The sequence below is a fragment of the Dorea sp. Marseille-P4042 genome, from assembly GCF_900290215.1.
In the GTDB taxonomy this organism is placed as follows: domain Bacteria; phylum Bacillota; class Clostridia; order Lachnospirales; family Lachnospiraceae; genus Dorea; species Dorea formicigenerans.
This window is the reverse complement of record NZ_OLMI01000002.1, coordinates 965677-982032: the sequence shown is the minus strand read 5'-3', so window position 1 is coordinate 982032 and position 16356 is coordinate 965677. Positions and strand designations below refer to the sequence as shown.

Annotated in this window: 14 protein-coding genes and 2 pseudogenes; 10 read left to right on the top strand and 6 right to left on the bottom strand. The window is 39.9% G+C overall.

Features of this window, described 5'->3' with window-relative positions; all coding sequences use genetic code 11:
* Positions 1–48: 48 nt before the first annotated feature.
* The 3 genes from C7E02_RS10265 to C7E02_RS10255 form a co-directional block, all read right to left on the bottom strand.
* On the bottom strand, positions 49–912 hold the full coding sequence (locus tag C7E02_RS10265; protein WP_005341341.1) for a phosphoribosylaminoimidazolesuccinocarboxamide synthase: 864 nt from the start codon (positions 910–912) through the stop codon (positions 49–51).
* A gap of 256 nt (positions 913–1168) precedes the next feature.
* On the bottom strand, positions 1169–2596 hold the full coding sequence (locus tag C7E02_RS10260; protein WP_105309496.1) for a HAMP domain-containing sensor histidine kinase: 1428 nt from the start codon (positions 2594–2596) through the stop codon (positions 1169–1171).
* A 32-nt stretch (positions 2597–2628) separates the two neighbouring features.
* The gene (locus tag C7E02_RS10255; RefSeq protein WP_105309495.1) at positions 2629–3402 is read right to left on the bottom strand and encodes a response regulator transcription factor; all 774 of its coding nucleotides are present in this window, start codon (positions 3400–3402) and stop codon (positions 2629–2631) included.
* A gap of 190 nt (positions 3403–3592) precedes the next feature.
* On the opposite strand from C7E02_RS10255, the gene C7E02_RS10250 reads away from it, so the two are divergent.
* From C7E02_RS10250 to C7E02_RS10240, 3 genes are all read left to right on the top strand, one after another.
* Positions 3593–4639 (top strand): glycosyltransferase family 2 protein, encoded by a 1047-nt coding sequence (locus C7E02_RS10250; RefSeq protein WP_005341347.1) that lies wholly within the window; start codon positions 3593–3595, stop codon positions 4637–4639.
* A complete protein-coding gene (locus tag C7E02_RS10245; protein ID WP_105309494.1) occupies positions 4608–7445 on the top strand; it encodes a YfhO family protein in 2838 nt (945 codons plus the stop codon). The genes C7E02_RS10250 and C7E02_RS10245 overlap by 32 nt, the downstream gene beginning before the upstream one ends.
* Before the next feature lie 184 nt (positions 7446–7629).
* On the top strand, positions 7630–7875 hold the full coding sequence (locus C7E02_RS10240) for a hypothetical protein (protein ID WP_005330927.1): 246 nt from the start codon (positions 7630–7632) through the stop codon (positions 7873–7875).
* 133 nt (positions 7876–8008) lie between these two features.
* On the opposite strand, the gene C7E02_RS10235 is transcribed toward C7E02_RS10240, so the two are convergent.
* The 3 genes from C7E02_RS10235 to C7E02_RS10225 all read right to left on the bottom strand — a co-directional run bounded on the left by C7E02_RS10235 (position 8009) and on the right by C7E02_RS10225 (position 11067).
* Positions 8009–8383, bottom strand: a complete 375-nt coding sequence (locus C7E02_RS10235; protein ID WP_005341353.1) for a metal-dependent transcriptional regulator — start codon at positions 8381–8383, stop codon at positions 8009–8011.
* 342 nt (positions 8384–8725) lie between these two features.
* Positions 8726–10330 (bottom strand): hydroxylamine reductase, encoded by a 1605-nt coding sequence (gene hcp, locus C7E02_RS10230; protein ID WP_105309493.1) that lies wholly within the window; start codon positions 10328–10330, stop codon positions 8726–8728.
* A 17-nt stretch (positions 10331–10347) separates the two neighbouring features.
* Positions 10348–11067, bottom strand: coding sequence for a 4Fe-4S binding protein (locus C7E02_RS10225; RefSeq protein ID WP_105309492.1), 720 nt, complete (start codon positions 11065–11067; stop codon positions 10348–10350).
* 98 nt (positions 11068–11165) lie between these two features.
* On the opposite strand from C7E02_RS10225, the gene C7E02_RS10220 reads away from it, so the two are divergent.
* The 7 genes and pseudogenes from C7E02_RS10220 (at position 11166) to C7E02_RS10185 (ending at position 16168) form a co-directional block, all read left to right on the top strand.
* Entirely contained in the window at positions 11166–11858 is a 693-nt protein-coding gene (locus C7E02_RS10220; RefSeq protein ID WP_105309491.1) for a Crp/Fnr family transcriptional regulator, read from the top strand.
* Positions 11859–11925: 67 nt separating this feature from the next.
* Complete coding sequence (locus tag C7E02_RS10215; protein ID WP_105309490.1) at positions 11926–12417, top strand: HD domain-containing protein; 492 nt, start codon at positions 11926–11928, stop codon at positions 12415–12417.
* 62 nt (positions 12418–12479) lie between these two features.
* A complete protein-coding gene (locus C7E02_RS10210; RefSeq protein ID WP_005341362.1) occupies positions 12480–12959 on the top strand; it encodes a GNAT family N-acetyltransferase in 480 nt (159 codons plus the stop codon).
* Between the two features lie 19 nt (positions 12960–12978).
* Positions 12979–13662: pseudogene (locus C7E02_RS10205) on the top strand (RNA-guided endonuclease TnpB family protein); the annotation flags it as partial.
* A gap of 237 nt (positions 13663–13899) precedes the next feature.
* Positions 13900–14777: pseudogene (locus C7E02_RS19755) on the top strand (LysR family transcriptional regulator).
* 124 nt (positions 14778–14901) lie between these two features.
* Positions 14902–15372 (top strand): flavodoxin, encoded by a 471-nt coding sequence (locus C7E02_RS10190; protein WP_105309487.1) that lies wholly within the window; start codon positions 14902–14904, stop codon positions 15370–15372.
* Positions 15373–15400: 28 nt separating this feature from the next.
* Positions 15401–16168, top strand: a complete 768-nt coding sequence (locus tag C7E02_RS10185) for a carboxymuconolactone decarboxylase family protein (protein ID WP_105309486.1) — start codon at positions 15401–15403, stop codon at positions 16166–16168.
* The last annotated feature ends 188 nt before the right edge of the window (positions 16169–16356 follow it).

Here is a 16356-nt window from a genome sequence, read left to right as displayed (position 1 = left end):
GTAATCCTACTAAGTAAAAGCCCCCACGGTAAATGTAATTCTTTTGCATTAAGCTAATTTTTCTCCAGTTAACATCTCATAGCTCTGTAAGTATTTGTCGATTGTTTTCTCGACGATTTCATCTGGAAGGGTCCAGTCATTATCCGGATTTGCTTTCAGCCAGTCACGGGCGAACTGCTTGTCGAAGGACGGCTGTCCATGACCCGGCTCATAACTATCTGCTGGCCAGAAACGGGAGCTGTCTGGTGTGAGCATCTCGTCACCAAGTACCATGTTACCGTTCTCATCAAGACCAAATTCAAATTTTGTATCAGCAATGATGATACCGCGTGTCAGTGCGTAGTCCGCACATTTCTTATAAAGAGCGATGGTGTAATCGCGAAGCTTCTTGGCATACTCTTCGCCTTTTCCAGGGAAGTATTTTTCAAGATGAGCAATGCTCTGCTCATAGGAAATATTCTCGTCGTGGTCACCAATCTCAGCTTTTGTAGATGGTGTGTAGATTGGTTCTGGAAGTTTGTCGGACTCTTTTAATCCTTCCGGAAGAGTGATTCCGCAGACTGTTCCATTTTCTTTATAGCTTGCCCATCCGCTTCCTGTAATGTATCCGCGGACAATGCACTCGATTGGAAGCATTTCAAGCTTGCGGCACATCATACTGTTGCCATCGAACTCTGGTTTCTGGAAGAACTCAGGCATATCTTTTACATCAGTAGAGATCATATGGTTTGGAATAATGTCTTTTGTCAGATTGAACCAGAACTTGGACATCTGAGTCAGAACAGTTCCTTTTTTTGTAACGACGTTATTAAGAATCACATCAAAACAGCTGATGCGGTCCGTAGCAACCATAATCAGGCTGTCACCGTTATCATAGATTTCACGTACTTTTCCTTCTTTGATTGGTTTCATCTTAATACCTCACTATTATCAATAATTTTATTCGGGTTATCCTGGCGTGGTTTATATCGCCTACTTATAAGTTAAGCAGATTTTATTACAAAAAACAATAGCTAATTGCTTCAAAACATGAAAATTCATGCTGTTTTATAAGGATTATAAAACAATATTGTAAGCATTTATAAACGCAGCTTATCTAAAGAGACATATTTCTCAACAATCGATAGTTGATATTCCGCTTGTTAGAAAAACAGCAGGTCAGAGCATGTCATCGGAGTGGGAACCAAAGTGTAACTTCAAAGACTCCGGATACATTTTCAGAGGCGAAGGCTGAACTTGTTTTCTGAGAAATGTTATGGTTTCCCGGGCTGTCTGATGATGGTTTCTTTGTCAGAAGCATTTCGCCGTCCATCATCTGCATCATCCGCTGGACATTACGAAGTCCGATATTGCTGCTTCCGACATCAGAATGTTCTTGCTTGATTGCATTGGAAACAGTCACAGTAAAGCGCTGTTTACGGACGGAACTGCGGATGATGACCGGAGTTCCTTTGTCTCCATATTTTAAAATATTAGAGAACAGATTGGTAAAAATGCGATTGATCATTGTTTTGTCGCTGAGCAGAATACCAGTCACTTCTGGAATTTTAACATTTGTCGTAAATCCGGCCAGACTAATGAAATCGCAATTTTCCTGAATACATTGAAAAATGTAATCGGTAGACAGCCAGGACATGTCAGGAGTTTCCTGCTCTTCGGAAACAAGGGCGTAACTGAACATTTGATCCGTCAGTTCTTTAATATCGGAAGCTTTTTTCAGACACCGGTCCAGATAATCCTCCTGCTTTTCAGGAGTTCTTCCAAGCTTTAATACTTCCAGATATCCGGTCAGAATTGTAAGTGGCGTCCGTAAATCATGGGAGAGTGCTGTGATCAGATCCTGATTTGCTTTTCGGCTTTCTTGCTCACGGACAATATTCTCATTTAAAGAGATACGAAGATGATTCAACTCATTTGCCAAAATGCCAATTTCATCTTTACTATATTGCGGAACCGGGTGGGTCAGATCCCCTGTGGACATCAGCAAAATTTCCTGCTCCAGAGCCAGTACTTCGCGCATCTTCCGGTTCATGAAGAACAGGACGATTCCAAGAAAGACCAGGACACTTAAAAGTAGCGAAAGAAACATATAAGGGTAAATGAAAAGGGCACGCTGGTAATTGGCAACAACGACTTGAGCTTTTCCGTTTTGAAATTGGAGATACCCTTGACGAAAATCTTCCCCTTCCCCATCAGTTAACCTGTATCCAAGATCGAAAAAAGTCCGGAAACCGGAATGCTTTTCGTCCATAATTTTTGCATATTGTCCTGTAATATAAAGGCCATCCTCCTGTTCGTAAAGATAAATGCTTGTGTATTTATCTGCCAGATCTAGAAGGGGTTTTATTGCTTTTGCGGCAGATTCATCGTCTGAGGATTCTGGAAGTGATAAATTTTGTGCAGTTTTGTCCAATTTCGTCCAGAAATCTTCGTCATCAATCTGGGACTGTAAAATTTCAAAATTTCCTGTCCAGTTTACCAGAGTCCATTTATTTAGCCAAAGCAGTTCGAATAATGTTGCAGAAATCGTCAGAGCCAGAAGCAAGATCAAAAGAAAACGGTTCTGTAATTTCATGGTACTGAATTTTTTTTTCATGCTGTTACCTCATTGTTACTTAATGAAAATTATTAGTCGCAACGATACCCTTTTCCCCAGACTGTTTTAATTAGTTCAGGATTACCGGGATTATCTTCCACTTTGGAGCGTAAGTTTCGAATATGTACGGTGACAGTATTATTTGCACCGTAGTAATAAGGCTCCTGCCAGACAGACTCAAAAAGACGCTGGGCAGAAAATGTCTGGTGGCGGTTCGCGACCAGCAGTTCCAACATGGAGTATTCCGTTTCTGTAAGGTCTAAAAGCTGCCCATTTTTATGAACCTCCCGGACAGTCTGGTTTATTTCCAGATCATGAAAGAGCAGGATACGATGCCTGGAGTCAGAAGCATTCGATGTACTAGATATTGGATCAGCAGTCGGATTAACAGAAGCACTATTGACACTTTGATTGCCGCTTTCATTTTTCCCTTTGTATACCTGGTAACGCCGAATCAATGCCTTGCTCCGGCTGATCAGTTCGTTGTAGGAAAATGGTTTTTCCAGATAATCATCACCACCACTGGAAAAGCCAAGTGTCTTATCGCTTTCCTTTGTGCGGGCACTTAAAAACAGAATTGGCGCATTGCTCAGTTCCCGGATTTTCCGGCATGTCTGATAGCCATTTGGCCCCGGCATCATAATATCCAGAATAATCAGGTCGAAATCCTGCTGCTCAATGAGTGTAAGTGCCTGCGCCCCATTTGCCGCTTCAGATACTTCGAAACCTTCCCCACCAAGCAGCACATTTATAATTTCCCGGATTTCCGGGTTGTCATCTACGATTAAAATACAAGTCTTATCCATAGAAATAACTCCTTTCGATAGATCTATTATACAGGAGTTTAGAAAAAATAAAAAATCTTCTTAAGAAACTTTAAGATTTAATTAGGCATTTTCTTAAGGGATGAGTGTTAAACTTTGGGCATACTGAATGATAAAGCAGAGATGATGAGTAGTGTCTTCTGCAGGAACTGAATTTATGGAGGTATGCAAAATGGACAGAATCAGTATTGTGGTTCCGTGTTTTAACGAAGAGGAAGCGTTGCCGGTGTATTATCGGGAGATGAAGCGCGTCATGGGCGAGCTGTCAGAGGTTTCCTTTGAGATCCTTTTCGTGGACGATGGTTCCAGCGACAAGACTTTAGAAATATTGAAACAATTAAATGCAAAAGATGGAAGATGTGAATATTTATCTTTCTCCAGAAACTTTGGAAAAGAAGCAGCTATATACGCGGGGCTTAAACATGCAAGTGGAGACTATGTGGCAACGATGGACGTAGATCTCCAGGATCCACCTGGACTTCTTCCGGAAATGTATCGTATTTTGAAGGAAGAACCTTATGACAGTGTTGCAACAAGACGTGCCACCAGAACCGGAGAGCCAAAAATCCGCTCCTTCTTATCTGAGACATTTTATAAGTTTATTAACAGCATTTCCAAGACAGAAATTGTCAATGGTGCAAGAGATTATCGGTTGATGAAACGGATTATGGTGGACGCCGTATTGGAAATGAGTGAATATAATCGTTTCTCGAAGGGAATTTTCGGCTGGGTCGGATTCCGTACAAAATGGCTGGAATTCCAAAACGTGGAGCGTTCGGCAGGAGAAACAAAATGGTCTCTTCGGAAACTATTTTCTTATTCGCTGGAAGGAATTACCGGATTTTCAGTAGCACCTTTGTCCCTGGCATCTGTTATGGGAGTAGGGTTCTGCGTGTTGGCATTTATTATGATTGCAGTAATCATAGTACGGACATTAATTTGGGGCGATCCGGTTGCAGGCTGGCCGTCAATGGTATGTATTATCTTTTTGGTGAGCGGGGTTCAACTGTTCTGTCTTGGAATCGTGGGAGAGTATCTGGCTAAGACATATCTGGAGACGAAGCACCGTCCGATATTTATATTGAAAGAAAGTAAAGTTCAGACGGCAGGAAAAGCAGCAGGAGACAGCTTTGTGGGAAGCGGTGTGAATGCTGTAATGCGAGAAAAGAAATCCGGGGAGGAATCTCATGAAGACAAGACAGTCAAAGCGTCTGCATAATCAAAATGTTGGAACAACAAAGCCGGTGCATCTGCATAATAATGAAGAAACAACGATGTCAAAATATCTGTATTATGCAGGGTATGTAATACTCGCAGCACTGACATTATTTTTCTGCTGGATGTTTTGCCTCAGATGGGGAGTATTTGGATCGAAGGTGGACTGGATCAGCCAGCACAGTGTTATTCCGGATTATTTCAGAAAACAGTTTTATGAGACGGGAAATCTATTCCCGGAATTCGCTATGAACCTGGGCGGAGGACAGAACATATACAATTATTCATATTATGGACTTTACAGTCCGTTATTTTTGTTGTCCTACGCATTGCCTTTTGTGAAAATGTCTACGTATGTTATTGTTATGGAAATGCTATGCTTGATGGCTTCGGTGCTTTTATTGTATCTGTGGCTGAATCGAAAAGGATTTGGCAGAGCTGTCAGCTTCGCTGTGGCTGTTATTTTTTTGCTGACGGGGCCTATGATCTGCCAGTCCTACAGCCAGATTATGTTTGTTAATTACATGCCATTTTTAATCCTGGCTATGATGGGTGTGGACAGATACTTTGAAAAAAGGCGTTCAGGGCTTTTGGCAGGCAGTACATTTCTTATGATCATGACCAGCTTTTACTTCAGTATCGGAGGAATGCTGGCGTTGGTAATCTATGGAATTCATTGTTACGGACGAAAACTGGAAGGAAAAAATGAGCGTGCCACAGTAAAAGGGTTTCTGTGCGAGGGCGTGAGATTTCTTCTGCCTATGATTTTTGCAGTACTGGCAAGCGGAGTCCTTCTTGTGCCGACAGCCCTTGCATTGATTGGAAGAAGTTCCGGTGAATCTTCCGGAGGCAGCGCGAATGCAGAAAGTCTGTCGGTATTGCTTGGAAGTGGAAATGCAACAAAAATCCTGAAAGGACTTTTCTTTCCACAACTTAGATTGTCAGGAGTTTTTTATTCACCGTATGGTCTGGGATTCGGAACGTTGATGCTGACGGTGCTTGTTGCGACCATGTTCAGGCGAAGATGGAGTGACAGCGTAATGGCGTGGATCATTGCCATTGTCGCAGGCGTGCCGGTTTTTGTATACATTTTAAATGGGGGACTTTATCTGAGGGACAAGGCACTGATCCCGTTAATTCCGCTTTTTTGCTATATGCTTGCCATGTATTTAAAGAAGGTGAGCTGTGAAGAGTTTTCGTGGGGCGGCTGTATTCCATATGTTGTCACGATGGAACTTATCTATATAGGAAGAAACCAGGAAGGAATGGGAAATCTGTGGCCATTTTTGATGACAGAATCTCAGATTATGTTTGGTTGTTATCTGGCAATAGGTGTGATAAAAGAAGTGTGGAGAAAACGAAGGAAGACAATCTGGAGAATTAGAGGAACAGTTTTAATTTTAGCAGGTTCTATGGCGGTATTTCTGGCAGTATTTGATAATCAGTATGCCAAAGAAAAACAGGAGATGCTGGATACAACATTTTATAAACAGGTAACAGATTCTAAAATCACAGATGCAATTCAGACAGCAACCGATGAGGCAAAAAAAGATGGAGGATTTTACCGGACAGTCCAGCTTGGCAATGACGATGAAAATGCAGCAAATTTAAATCGTGTGTGGAACACAGATCAGTACATTTCTTCCATCTATTCTTCTTCCTATAATAAGACCTACCAGAATTTTAGAAAGGATACATTTGGGCTGGAACAGCCTTACCGGAATTTCCTGATGCAGTCTGAGGAGTCAAATCCGATTTATGCGAGATTCATGGGCGAAAAATACATTGTTACAAAGTCTAAGATGAAAGGTGTCAGGCTTCTTGGAAAGTCGGGGGAGTGGAAGATTTATGAAAATGAAAGTGCAGCTTCGATCATCTATGGAACAAGCCAGGTTATGAGTGAGAAAAATTATGATAAGTTGGACTATCCATATAATCAGACAACACTTCTTCAGAAGGCAGTTGTGCCGGAGAGTGCCACGAAGCAGACGGACAGTATAGAGGCGGTGGACAATTTGCACAACGCAGTACTGCAATTTGGGGAAAACTCCTGTATTTCTGAGACAGACGGTGGATATCATATTTTTGCCAAAAAGGATACAAAAGTAAAAGCAGAGATTGTGAGCCAGATAGACATAAATTCAGTGAATACAGTGAATACAGTGAATACAGAGAATGCCGGTGAAAACACAAACGTTGCGAATGAAACAAAAACAGATTCTGGTAACAGAGTTTTATTGCTTCGGTTCAAGGTCAAGAATCTGAAACCCTCAAAAGATCTGACAATCTGGGTGGATGGCAATCGTAATAAACTGAGCGCTAAGCAGCGGGTCTATTATAATGATAACACAACGTTTACTTATGCAGTGGCACTTGAGGGTGATGAAAATCAGGTAGAGGTTACATTTAGCAAAGGAAAATATAATCTGTCTGATGTGGAAGCATATATAGCACCGTTGCCGGGAACAGAGCTTTACGAATCAGAGTTTTTACAAAATAGCACAAAGACAAAGGGAAACGTAATTGCCGGAAATCTGACAATGCAAAAGTCAGGATATCTGATTACTTCGATTCCATACGATTCCGGATTCAAAATTCAGGTTGATGGAAAAAATGTAAAAAGTGAGAAAGTAAATACAGCGTTCCTTGGCTGTAAGATGAAGGCAGGGGAGCATAACATTGTCATCACATACCATGCACCGGGGATGGCAGCAGGAAAAGTGATGTCCTCTGTCGGAATGATGGGATTTCTTATTTTATCTGTGTTAGAACATAGAGAATTACAAAAGAAAACAAAGCAGAATATGTGAGAAAATCTAAGGGAAAAAAGGAAAAAAATGAAAATTGAGGGTTCCTGACTGGTTGACACAAAAAAATGAAAGTGGTAAATTGAAAAGAGAAGTTAGCGAGTGCTAAATACGTCAGATGAGCCTGAAATCATTTGACCGACACCGCCAGTGAGTCTCGAATCATATAGGAAAGAGGGAATCTAACATGGGAAGATATTATCGTTTATCTAAGAAAATCACAGATGATATGGCAACCGCAATTTTGAACGAGATTAATGAACTGGAAAATGTTCAGACAGCAAGAATCACAGAAGATAATAAGTATCTGTTCGTGGACACGAAGGATCAGCAGTATCCAGAGGTTATGACACGTGCATTGAATATCTGTAGCCGTCTGGGTGGCAAATGCGAACTTTCATTTGCAGGTTTTGAAGGTGGATTCCAACCATAAGGTGTAAGAAAAAATATAAAAATCCGGATTTGCGTAATATCACATGGTTAGTGAGGACTGCGAAAAATCCGGATTTTTTGATTTTGTTGTTTTTTTTAACGGTTATTTCGTTCATGCAGCTTATACAGAACAATTAGTTGTTCTCATTATCTGCGAGGTAATTTTTTAAAGCGGAAAAACTCTCTGAGCTGATGACATGCTCAATCTTACATGCATCTTCAGCGGCAGTTTCCGGATCCACCCCAATTGAAGTCAGAAAACTTGTCAGGAATGTGTGACGTTCGTAAATTTTCCCGGCAATTGCCATACCACTGTCTGTCAGGTTGATATAACCATTTTCATCAACAGTAATATAATTATTTAATCGAAGATTCTTCATTGCAACGCTGACACTCGGCTTAGAAAAAGAGAGCTCATGTGCAATATCAATTGACCTGACATTTCCAAGTCTGTTTTTCAGAACCAGTATTGTTTCCAGATAATCTTCTGCAGATTCACGTATTACCATAATAAACACCTCGCTTTGCGGTAAAATAATCCCCTGTCCGTTGGAATTGTAATAGAAATTATATCATAAAATGGGAAGTTGTTCAATTTCTATTGGAGAAATTGAACTGATAATAAATTTCAAGAAATTTCTCACTGACGGAAACCATGAGAATTTTTCTTCCGGGAAACGACCGGGGATTTTACAATTTGTTTTATGAGGCATTCGAGTATGGTCAGGCACATTTTTTAAAAGCAGTATTTTGAGGTAAAAAAAGAAACAGAAGTAATCTGATCATAAAGCCGATGCAGGATTTTTGAATCCTGTATCGGCTTCGGAGATTCCATAGAGATTTAAAGAAATTTATTTGTTATAATTCATCAGCGTTTTGATGTCTTCTTCCGGCGTGGTGATAGGTGCTATACCGTAATTTTCTACCAGAAAATTCAAAATATTAGGAGACAAAAATGCCGGAAGAGAAGGGCCAAGACGAATGTTCTTGATACCCAGGTGTAAAAGTGTTAACAGGATGCAGACGGCCTTCTGTTCGTACCAGGAGAGAACGAAGGAAAGCGGAAGTTCATTTACGGAGCATCCAAATGCATCTGCAAGTGCTACAGCAACCTGAATCGCACCATAAGCATCATTACACTGCCCCATATCCATTAGTCGCGGCAGACCACCGATTTCTCCAAGATCGAGATCGTTGAAACGGAATTTTCCGCATGCCAGAGTAAGGACAATACTGTCAGAAGGTGTCTGTTTTACAAATTCTGTGTAATAGTTTCGTCCAGGTTTAGCACCATCACAGCCGGCAACCAGAAAGAAATGACGGATTGCACCTGATTTTACTGCTTCAATTACAGTGTTTGCATGGGACAGGATGGCTGCATGACCAAAACCGGTTGTCACTTTTGTACCGCCATTGATGCCGGTGAGTACCTGATCTTCCTTGTAACCACCAAGTTCCAGCGCTTTTTCAATAACCGGCGTAAAATCTTTCTTCTCATCAATATGAACAGCACCGGGGAAGGCAACCATTTCTGTTGTAAATACTCTGTCAGCATAACTGCTTTTTGGCGGCATCAGACAGTTGGTGGTGTAGAGAATTGGAGCTGGAAGATGATCAAATTCTTTTTGCTGATTCTGCCATGCGGTTCCAAAATTCCCTTTTAAGTGTGAGAATTTTTTTAAGAGTGGATAGGCATGGGCAGGGAGCATTTCACCATGAGTATAGATGTTGATTCCTTTTCCCTTTGTCTGTTCAAGTAAAAGCTGCAGGTCTTTCAAATCATGTCCGGTTACAACAATAAATGGTCCCTTTTCTATTGTAAGTGTAACATTGGTTGGTTCTGGTGTCCCATAGGTTTCTGTATTTGCCTTATCAAGAAGTGCCATACACTTCAGGTTGATTTCTCCTACTTTTAGTACTGTAGGAAGCAGTGCATCTGCATTTTCTTCATAACCAATCTTAAATAATGCTTCACAGAAGAAGCGATTCACTTCAGTATCTTCATAATTCAGAACATTTGCATGATAGGCATAGGCAGCCATTCCACGAATTCCGAAAAGAATCAGAGATTTCAAAGAGCGTATATCTTCGTTGGCATTCCACAGCTGTTGCATATCGTATTCGTCTGTTTTACCGCAAGATGATTGACATTTGCTGCAGTCAGGAACCAGTCTTTCTTTTTCAGCTCGGACTTTTTGTATCATGTTTTCAATTGAGACATCGTCAAAATTTACATTTGTAACTGTGGTAAACAGCCCTTCAATTATAATCTGTCCGGTTCTTTTGGAAATAGCTGTTGTACTATCGACAGCTCTTGCAAGACCAATCAAGGCACCCGTCAGTTCATCCTGTAATCTGGCTGTATCTGCCTTTTTTCCACAGACACCGGCATTTCCTGTACATCCGGCGCATCCGACGGTCTGCTCACACTGAAAGCAAAACATTTTCTTATCCATTATTGTATCCTCCTTTTTTATTCTATAGTTTTCCCATCAATACTTATCGTTATAACCTGCCATGGTAAGAATTTTCCACTATCCTGAAGCGCCTTTTTTGCTGCCATCTCCAGACCACCACAGCAAGGAACTTCCATCCTTACGATGGTTACACTTTGAATATTGTTATTTTGAATAATCGCAGTCAATTTCTCGCTATAATCTACCTGATCTAATTTAGGACAGCCGATTAATGTTACCTTATTCCGAATAAAATCCTGATGAAAGCTTGCATATGCATAAGCAGTACAATCGGCTGCGATTAATAGTTTTGCGCCGTCAAAATATGGTGCACTTACAGGTGCCAGTTTAATCTGTACTGGCCAGTTCTGAAGTTTTGATAGCTGCTCTACGCCTGGAGTTGATTTTATGGTATCAGGTGTTTCGGATCGCTGAATCTGCATGCTTCTAGAACCAGGACAGCCGGTGTGTGTAGACATTGCCTGATTTTTGGCAAATACTTTTTTCTGCGCTTCTTTTACGGCTTCTTCATCATATGCAGGAGCCTCTCTTTCTTCAAAAGAAATGGCACCTGTAGGACATTCCGGGAGACAATCACCAAGCCCGTCACAGAAATGTTCTCTTACCAATTCTGCTTTTCCGTTAATGATGTCAATGGCACCTTCATGACAGGCATCTGCACAGGCACCGCATCCATTACATTTTTCTTTATCAATTCGAATAATCTTTCTTATCATTTTTAACCTCCGTCTATAGCATAAAATTTTTATTTCTGTTAGAATCATAGTATAATAAATGCAACTTGTATGTTTGATTTCCAACAGGAGGAACAATTTTGAAAAAATTTTTACCCATTTTAAGGAACAGTCCTTTCTTTAAAGGTCTTACGGATGACGAGATATTATCCATATTGCACTGTGTAGAGGCAACAACAGTTTCAAAAGAGAGAGGTTCTTATATTTTCAGAGCAGCAGATTCTACAGAAGTAATGGGACTTGTGGTGTCAGGCTGTGTTCTTGTTATCCAGGAAGACCTTTGGGGGCATCGAAATATTTTATCAAAATGTCATGCCGGTGATTTTTTCGGAGAACCATATGCGGCAAGTCCGGGTGCTGTTTTGAATATCAGTGTGGTAGCAGATGAGGACTGTGAAATTATTTTCCTAAATGTCCAGAAGCTTCTGGTTACTTGTCCAACTGCATGCGAGCATCATCAGAAGTTGATTCGTAACCTGGTCAGTGTCCTGGCAAATAAGATACTGATCTTGAACGATAAGATCACACATGTTGGCAAGCGAACGACAAGAGATAAACTATTGTCATATCTGTCAGCCGAATCCATCAGACATTCATCTTTATCCTTTGATATTCCTTTTGACCGGCAGCAGTTAGCAGATTATCTTTGTATTGACCGTGCAGCAATGTCTACGGAGATATCAAAGTTACAAAAAGAAGGTTTTATAAAAACAAATCGAAAGCATTTTGAATTAATGGTTTCTAATGATATGGATTCAACAAGGAAAATGTGATGGATATCAAGGGAAATATAGGATTAATTTGAGAATTATTATAATGTGCAAGAGGAGGAAATTTTAGATGATAAATAAATTACATTTAGCAATGATTGAGTTATATAGAGGAGATTCAAAGAGAATTCAACATTTTTGTAAAGTGCATAGTTATGCAAAATTGATAGCAGAAACGGAAAATGTAGATAAGAAAGGTTTGTTTACCATTGAAGCAGCAGCTTTGACACATGATATTGGAATTCATTTCTGTGAAGAAAAATATGGTGATTGCAATGGAAAACTACAGGAAAAAGAAGGTCCTGCAATAGCAGAAAAGCTGCTTAGAAAATTAGGATTTGAACAAGAGGTATCGGAGCGGGTGCAGTATTTGATTGCACATCATCATACGTATAATAATATTGATGGTATAGATTATCAGATATTGGTAGAGGCTGATTTCCTGGTGAATATTATGGAAGATGGTTTATCGAAAGAAGCGGCTTTAAAAGCCTATCATAATATTTTCAAAACATCATGTGGAAAAATGATTTGCAGGGAAATGTTTGATATAACAAGATAGAGCGTGATAAACGAACAGTAGATAAATGTTTTACAGAAGAATGAGAATGGATGGAGGTAAAAATGATTATCAGAAAAGCGAAAGAAAAAGATATTCCGAGAATTTTAGAGTTATTAGAGCAAGTGTTACAAATTCATGCAGATATAAGGCCTGATATTTTTATTCCGGGCACGACCAAATATACGATAGACGAATTGAGAGAGCTTTTGAAACATAAAGAAAAGCCAATATATGTTGCGGTGGATGAGGATGATGTTTGTGTAGGGTATGCATTTTGTCAATTACAAGAGCAGCCTTTTTCAAACAACATGGTTCCGTTTAAGACGTTTTTTATTGATGATCTTTGTGTCAGTCAAGAGGTTCGAGGTCAGCATGTTGGCGAAAGTCTGTTTGAATATGTAAAAAATGAAGCGAAACAGATAGGGTGCTATGAAGTGACATTGAATGTATGGGAAGGAAATACTTCAGCAGAGAAATTTTATGAAAAAATGGGAATGCGAACGAAAGAAAGACAAATGGAATATATATTGGTAGAAAAATAATATGCAGAAATAGAAAACATGGCAGAAGTTTTTCAAGGAACACGCAGGTTATCCGAAGTTTAAGAGTAAACACAATAATCATAAGTCATATACAACAAATTTTACGAATGGCAATATAACAGTAGATTTCGGGTGCAATAGAGTAAAACNGAAAACATGGCAGAAGTTTTTCAAGGAACACGCAGGTTATCCGAAGTTTAAGAGTAAACACAATAATCATAAGTCATATACAACAAATTTTACGAATGGCAATATAACAGTAGATTTCGGGTGCAATAGAGTAAAACTGCCTAAATTAAAAGGAATAAAAGCAAAACTGCATAGAAATTTTATCGGACAGATAAAATCGGCAACGATATCACAAGTTCCGAGTGGAAAGTATTATGTATCAATTTTAGTGGAAACAGAACACGTGGAACTGCCACATATAAAACAAAATACAGGAATAGATTTAGGTATTAAGGAGTTATGTATTACTTCTGCTGGAAAGAAATACGAAAATCCAAAAATCATCAGAAAATACGAAAAGAAACTGGTGAAACTGCAAAGGCAGTTAGCCCATAAAGAGAAAAGAAGTCAAAATTACTACAAAACAAAGAAAAAGATAGCAATATGCCATGAAAAAATAACAAATACCAGAAAAGATTATCTGCACAAGATGTCCCATGAGATTATCAGCGAAAACCAAGTGATAGTTTCGGAAGAATGCAAATACATGTCTTCGTATTTTTAATTCTATACAGTAGAAAGCAAATGCGAACACGCCGATGGCGAAAGGTCCTTTTGCTAACTTCCTGACAAAACTGTCTTATGTGCAGCAGATGTTTAAAGAAAAGGGGTGTATCCATTAATGAAGCATTTTTCCTTGGTGGGATCAGCAAGACAGAAGTGCTCGCAGCAAGAATGGATACAATAAAAAATTTGTAGGAATATGAAAGATATGGAATTAAGACTATTACGCTATTTTCTAACCGTAGCAAAAGAACAGAGCTTTACAAAAGCAGCAGAACAATTGCATATTACCCAGCCAACGCTATCTAGACAGATGGCGGCATTTGAAGAGGACCTGGGAATAACATTATTTATTCGAAGAGGGAAGAAAATTTCGCTTACTGATGAGGGAATTTTATTAAAAAGGCGTGCCCTGGAGATTCTTAATCTTGAGGAAAGGACGCTGGAGGAACTGAAAGGAAAAGAAGAGGTTGTAGAGGGAACTATAACCATTGGATGCGGTGAATTTGCGGCAGTGGAGACATTGGCGAAGATATGTAAAACGTATAAAGAAAAATATCCGCTGGTTCAGATTGTATTGCATACTGCAACAGCAGATGCAGTGTATGAGATGATGAACAAAGGACTTGTAGATATTGCATTATTCATGGAGCCGGTGGACACCGAAGGGCTGGATTATATCAGAATCACAGATTGTGATCACTGGTGTGTCGGAATGCGGCCGGATGATCCACTGGCAGAAAAAGAGTTTATAAAAAAGAAGATCTCATAGGAAAACCATTGATACTGCCCGAAAGAGTGAGTGTTCAAAGTGAACTTGCCAATTGGTTTGGAAAAGACTATTCAAAACTTCAGATTGCTTTTACAAGTAATCTTGGAACCAATGCAGGAGTCATGGCGGTAAATGGACTGGGCTATCCAATATCAATCGAAGGTGCTGCAAAGTATTGGCGAGAGGATATTCTTGTACAGCGAAGAATTTCTCCTGAAATCACGACAAGCACTGTGATTGCCTGGCGACGGAATATCCCATATTCGCTGGCAGTCCGTAAAGTGATCGAGGAGATTAATGCTTTCCAGGCATAAAACAAAATTCAATATAAGCATTAGACATAATGAAGTGATAGAGCTTAAAATAGATGTGTAAGATGAATGTAAATCTTATACATCTATTTTTGTGAAAAATACGCAAAGAAAGGGGCTTTTTATTATGAGTAAAAAATTAGTGGCATTTTTCAGTGCAAGCGGAACAACAAAAAAAGTAGCAGAGATGATCGCAGAGGAAGTAAAAGCGGATTTGTTTGAGATTGAGCCGAAAGTTCCATATACAAAGCCTGATCTTGACTGGATGAATAAAGAATCCAGAAGCAGTGTGGAAATGAGTGATAAAAAATATAGACCGGCGATTATGAAAAAAGAGATGGATATGAGTTCTTATGACGAGATCCTTCTGGGATTCCCAATCTGGTGGTATGTGGCTCCGACAATCATCAATACATTTTTAGAAGCTTATGATTTCAGTGGTAAAAAGATTGTGCTTTTTGCAACGTCCGGAGGAAGTGGATTTGGGAACACTGTGAAAGAATTGCAGTCATCTGCACCAGACGCAGTTATTATAGAAGGCAGACTGTTAAATCGTGGAACAAAACAGGAAATCTGTGAATGGGTAAACTCTTTATAAACAACAGTATTATGGAGGTATACAGAAAATGGGAAAAATAATACAGACAGCAGGAAGAAATACACTTGGTGAATTCGCACCGGAATTTGCACATTTTAACGATGATGTACTTTTCGGCGAAAACTGGAATAACCAGGATATCGACGTAAAAACAAGAAGTATTATCACAGTGGTTGCGCTGATGGCTTCCGGAATTACGGATTCTTCTTTAAAATATCATCTTCAAAATGCAAAAAATCAGGGTGTGACACAAAAAGAGATTGCTGCTGTAATCACACATGTTGCATTCTATACAGGATGGCCAAAAGCATGGGCTGTTTTCAATCTTGCAAAGGAAGTGTGGGAAGCAGGCGAAGGAGATTTGCCATACGAAGAGGAAGCGATGCGTGCGCATGCTAAAGAGATGGCATTTCCAATCGGTGCACCAAATGATGGCTTTGCACAGTATTTTTCCGGCAGAAGTTTTCTTGCACCGATTTCTACTTCTCAGGTTGGAATTTTTAATGTGACATTTGAACCTGGATGCAGAAATAACTGGCACATCCATCATGTAAAAAGTGGAGGTGGACAGATCCTGGTATGTGTTGCCGGAAGAGGATATTATCAGGAAGAAGGTAAAGAAGCTGTAGAAATGAAGCCAGGTGACTGCATCAATATTCCTACAGATGTTAAGCACTGGCATGGAGCCGCACCGGATGAATGGTTTTCACATCTGGCAATAGAAGTGCCGGGCGAAAATAGTTCCAATGAATGGCTTGAACCGGTAAGTGATGAAGAATATAGAAAACTAAAATAGGAAGATTGAAAAAAGTATATCAGCTGGGAGTCAATCCCCCAGCTGATATAGCCTCCGGCAGGGCGCACATTGTCCGGTGGACAATGGTTTTGCGCCGACCGAAACGGAGTGTAGACTTGCAGAGGTGCGCAGTAGAAGTATGTCATGCAATTGCATGACGCGCACCTCGCAGCAAGAATGCCGAGGCA

Coding starts and splice junctions, on each gene's coding strand:
- C7E02_RS10265 (WP_005341341.1), bottom strand. CDS start 912: ATGAAACCAATCAAAGAAGGAAAAGTACGTGAAATCTATGATAACGGT.
- C7E02_RS10260 (WP_105309496.1), bottom strand. CDS start 2,596: ATGAAAAAAAAATTCAGTACCATGAAATTACAGAACCGTTTTCTTTTG.
- C7E02_RS10255 (WP_105309495.1), bottom strand. CDS start 3,402: ATGGATAAGACTTGTATTTTAATCGTAGATGACAACCCGGAAATCCGG.
- C7E02_RS10250 (WP_005341347.1), top strand. CDS start 3,593: ATGGACAGAATCAGTATTGTGGTTCCGTGTTTTAACGAAGAGGAAGCG.
- C7E02_RS10245 (WP_105309494.1), top strand. CDS start 4,608: ATGAAGACAAGACAGTCAAAGCGTCTGCATAATCAAAATGTTGGAACA.
- C7E02_RS10240 (WP_005330927.1), top strand. CDS start 7,630: ATGGGAAGATATTATCGTTTATCTAAGAAAATCACAGATGATATGGCA.
- C7E02_RS10235 (WP_005341353.1), bottom strand. CDS start 8,383: ATGGTAATACGTGAATCTGCAGAAGATTATCTGGAAACAATACTGGTT.
- hcp (WP_105309493.1), bottom strand. CDS start 10,330: ATGGATAAGAAAATGTTTTGCTTTCAGTGTGAGCAGACCGTCGGATGC.
- C7E02_RS10225 (WP_105309492.1), bottom strand. CDS start 11,067: ATGATAAGAAAGATTATTCGAATTGATAAAGAAAAATGTAATGGATGC.
- C7E02_RS10215 (WP_105309490.1), top strand. CDS start 11,926: ATGATAAATAAATTACATTTAGCAATGATTGAGTTATATAGAGGAGAT.
- C7E02_RS10210 (WP_005341362.1), top strand. CDS start 12,480: ATGATTATCAGAAAAGCGAAAGAAAAAGATATTCCGAGAATTTTAGAG.
- C7E02_RS10190 (WP_105309487.1), top strand. CDS start 14,902: ATGAGTAAAAAATTAGTGGCATTTTTCAGTGCAAGCGGAACAACAAAA.
- C7E02_RS10185 (WP_105309486.1), top strand. CDS start 15,401: ATGGGAAAAATAATACAGACAGCAGGAAGAAATACACTTGGTGAATTC.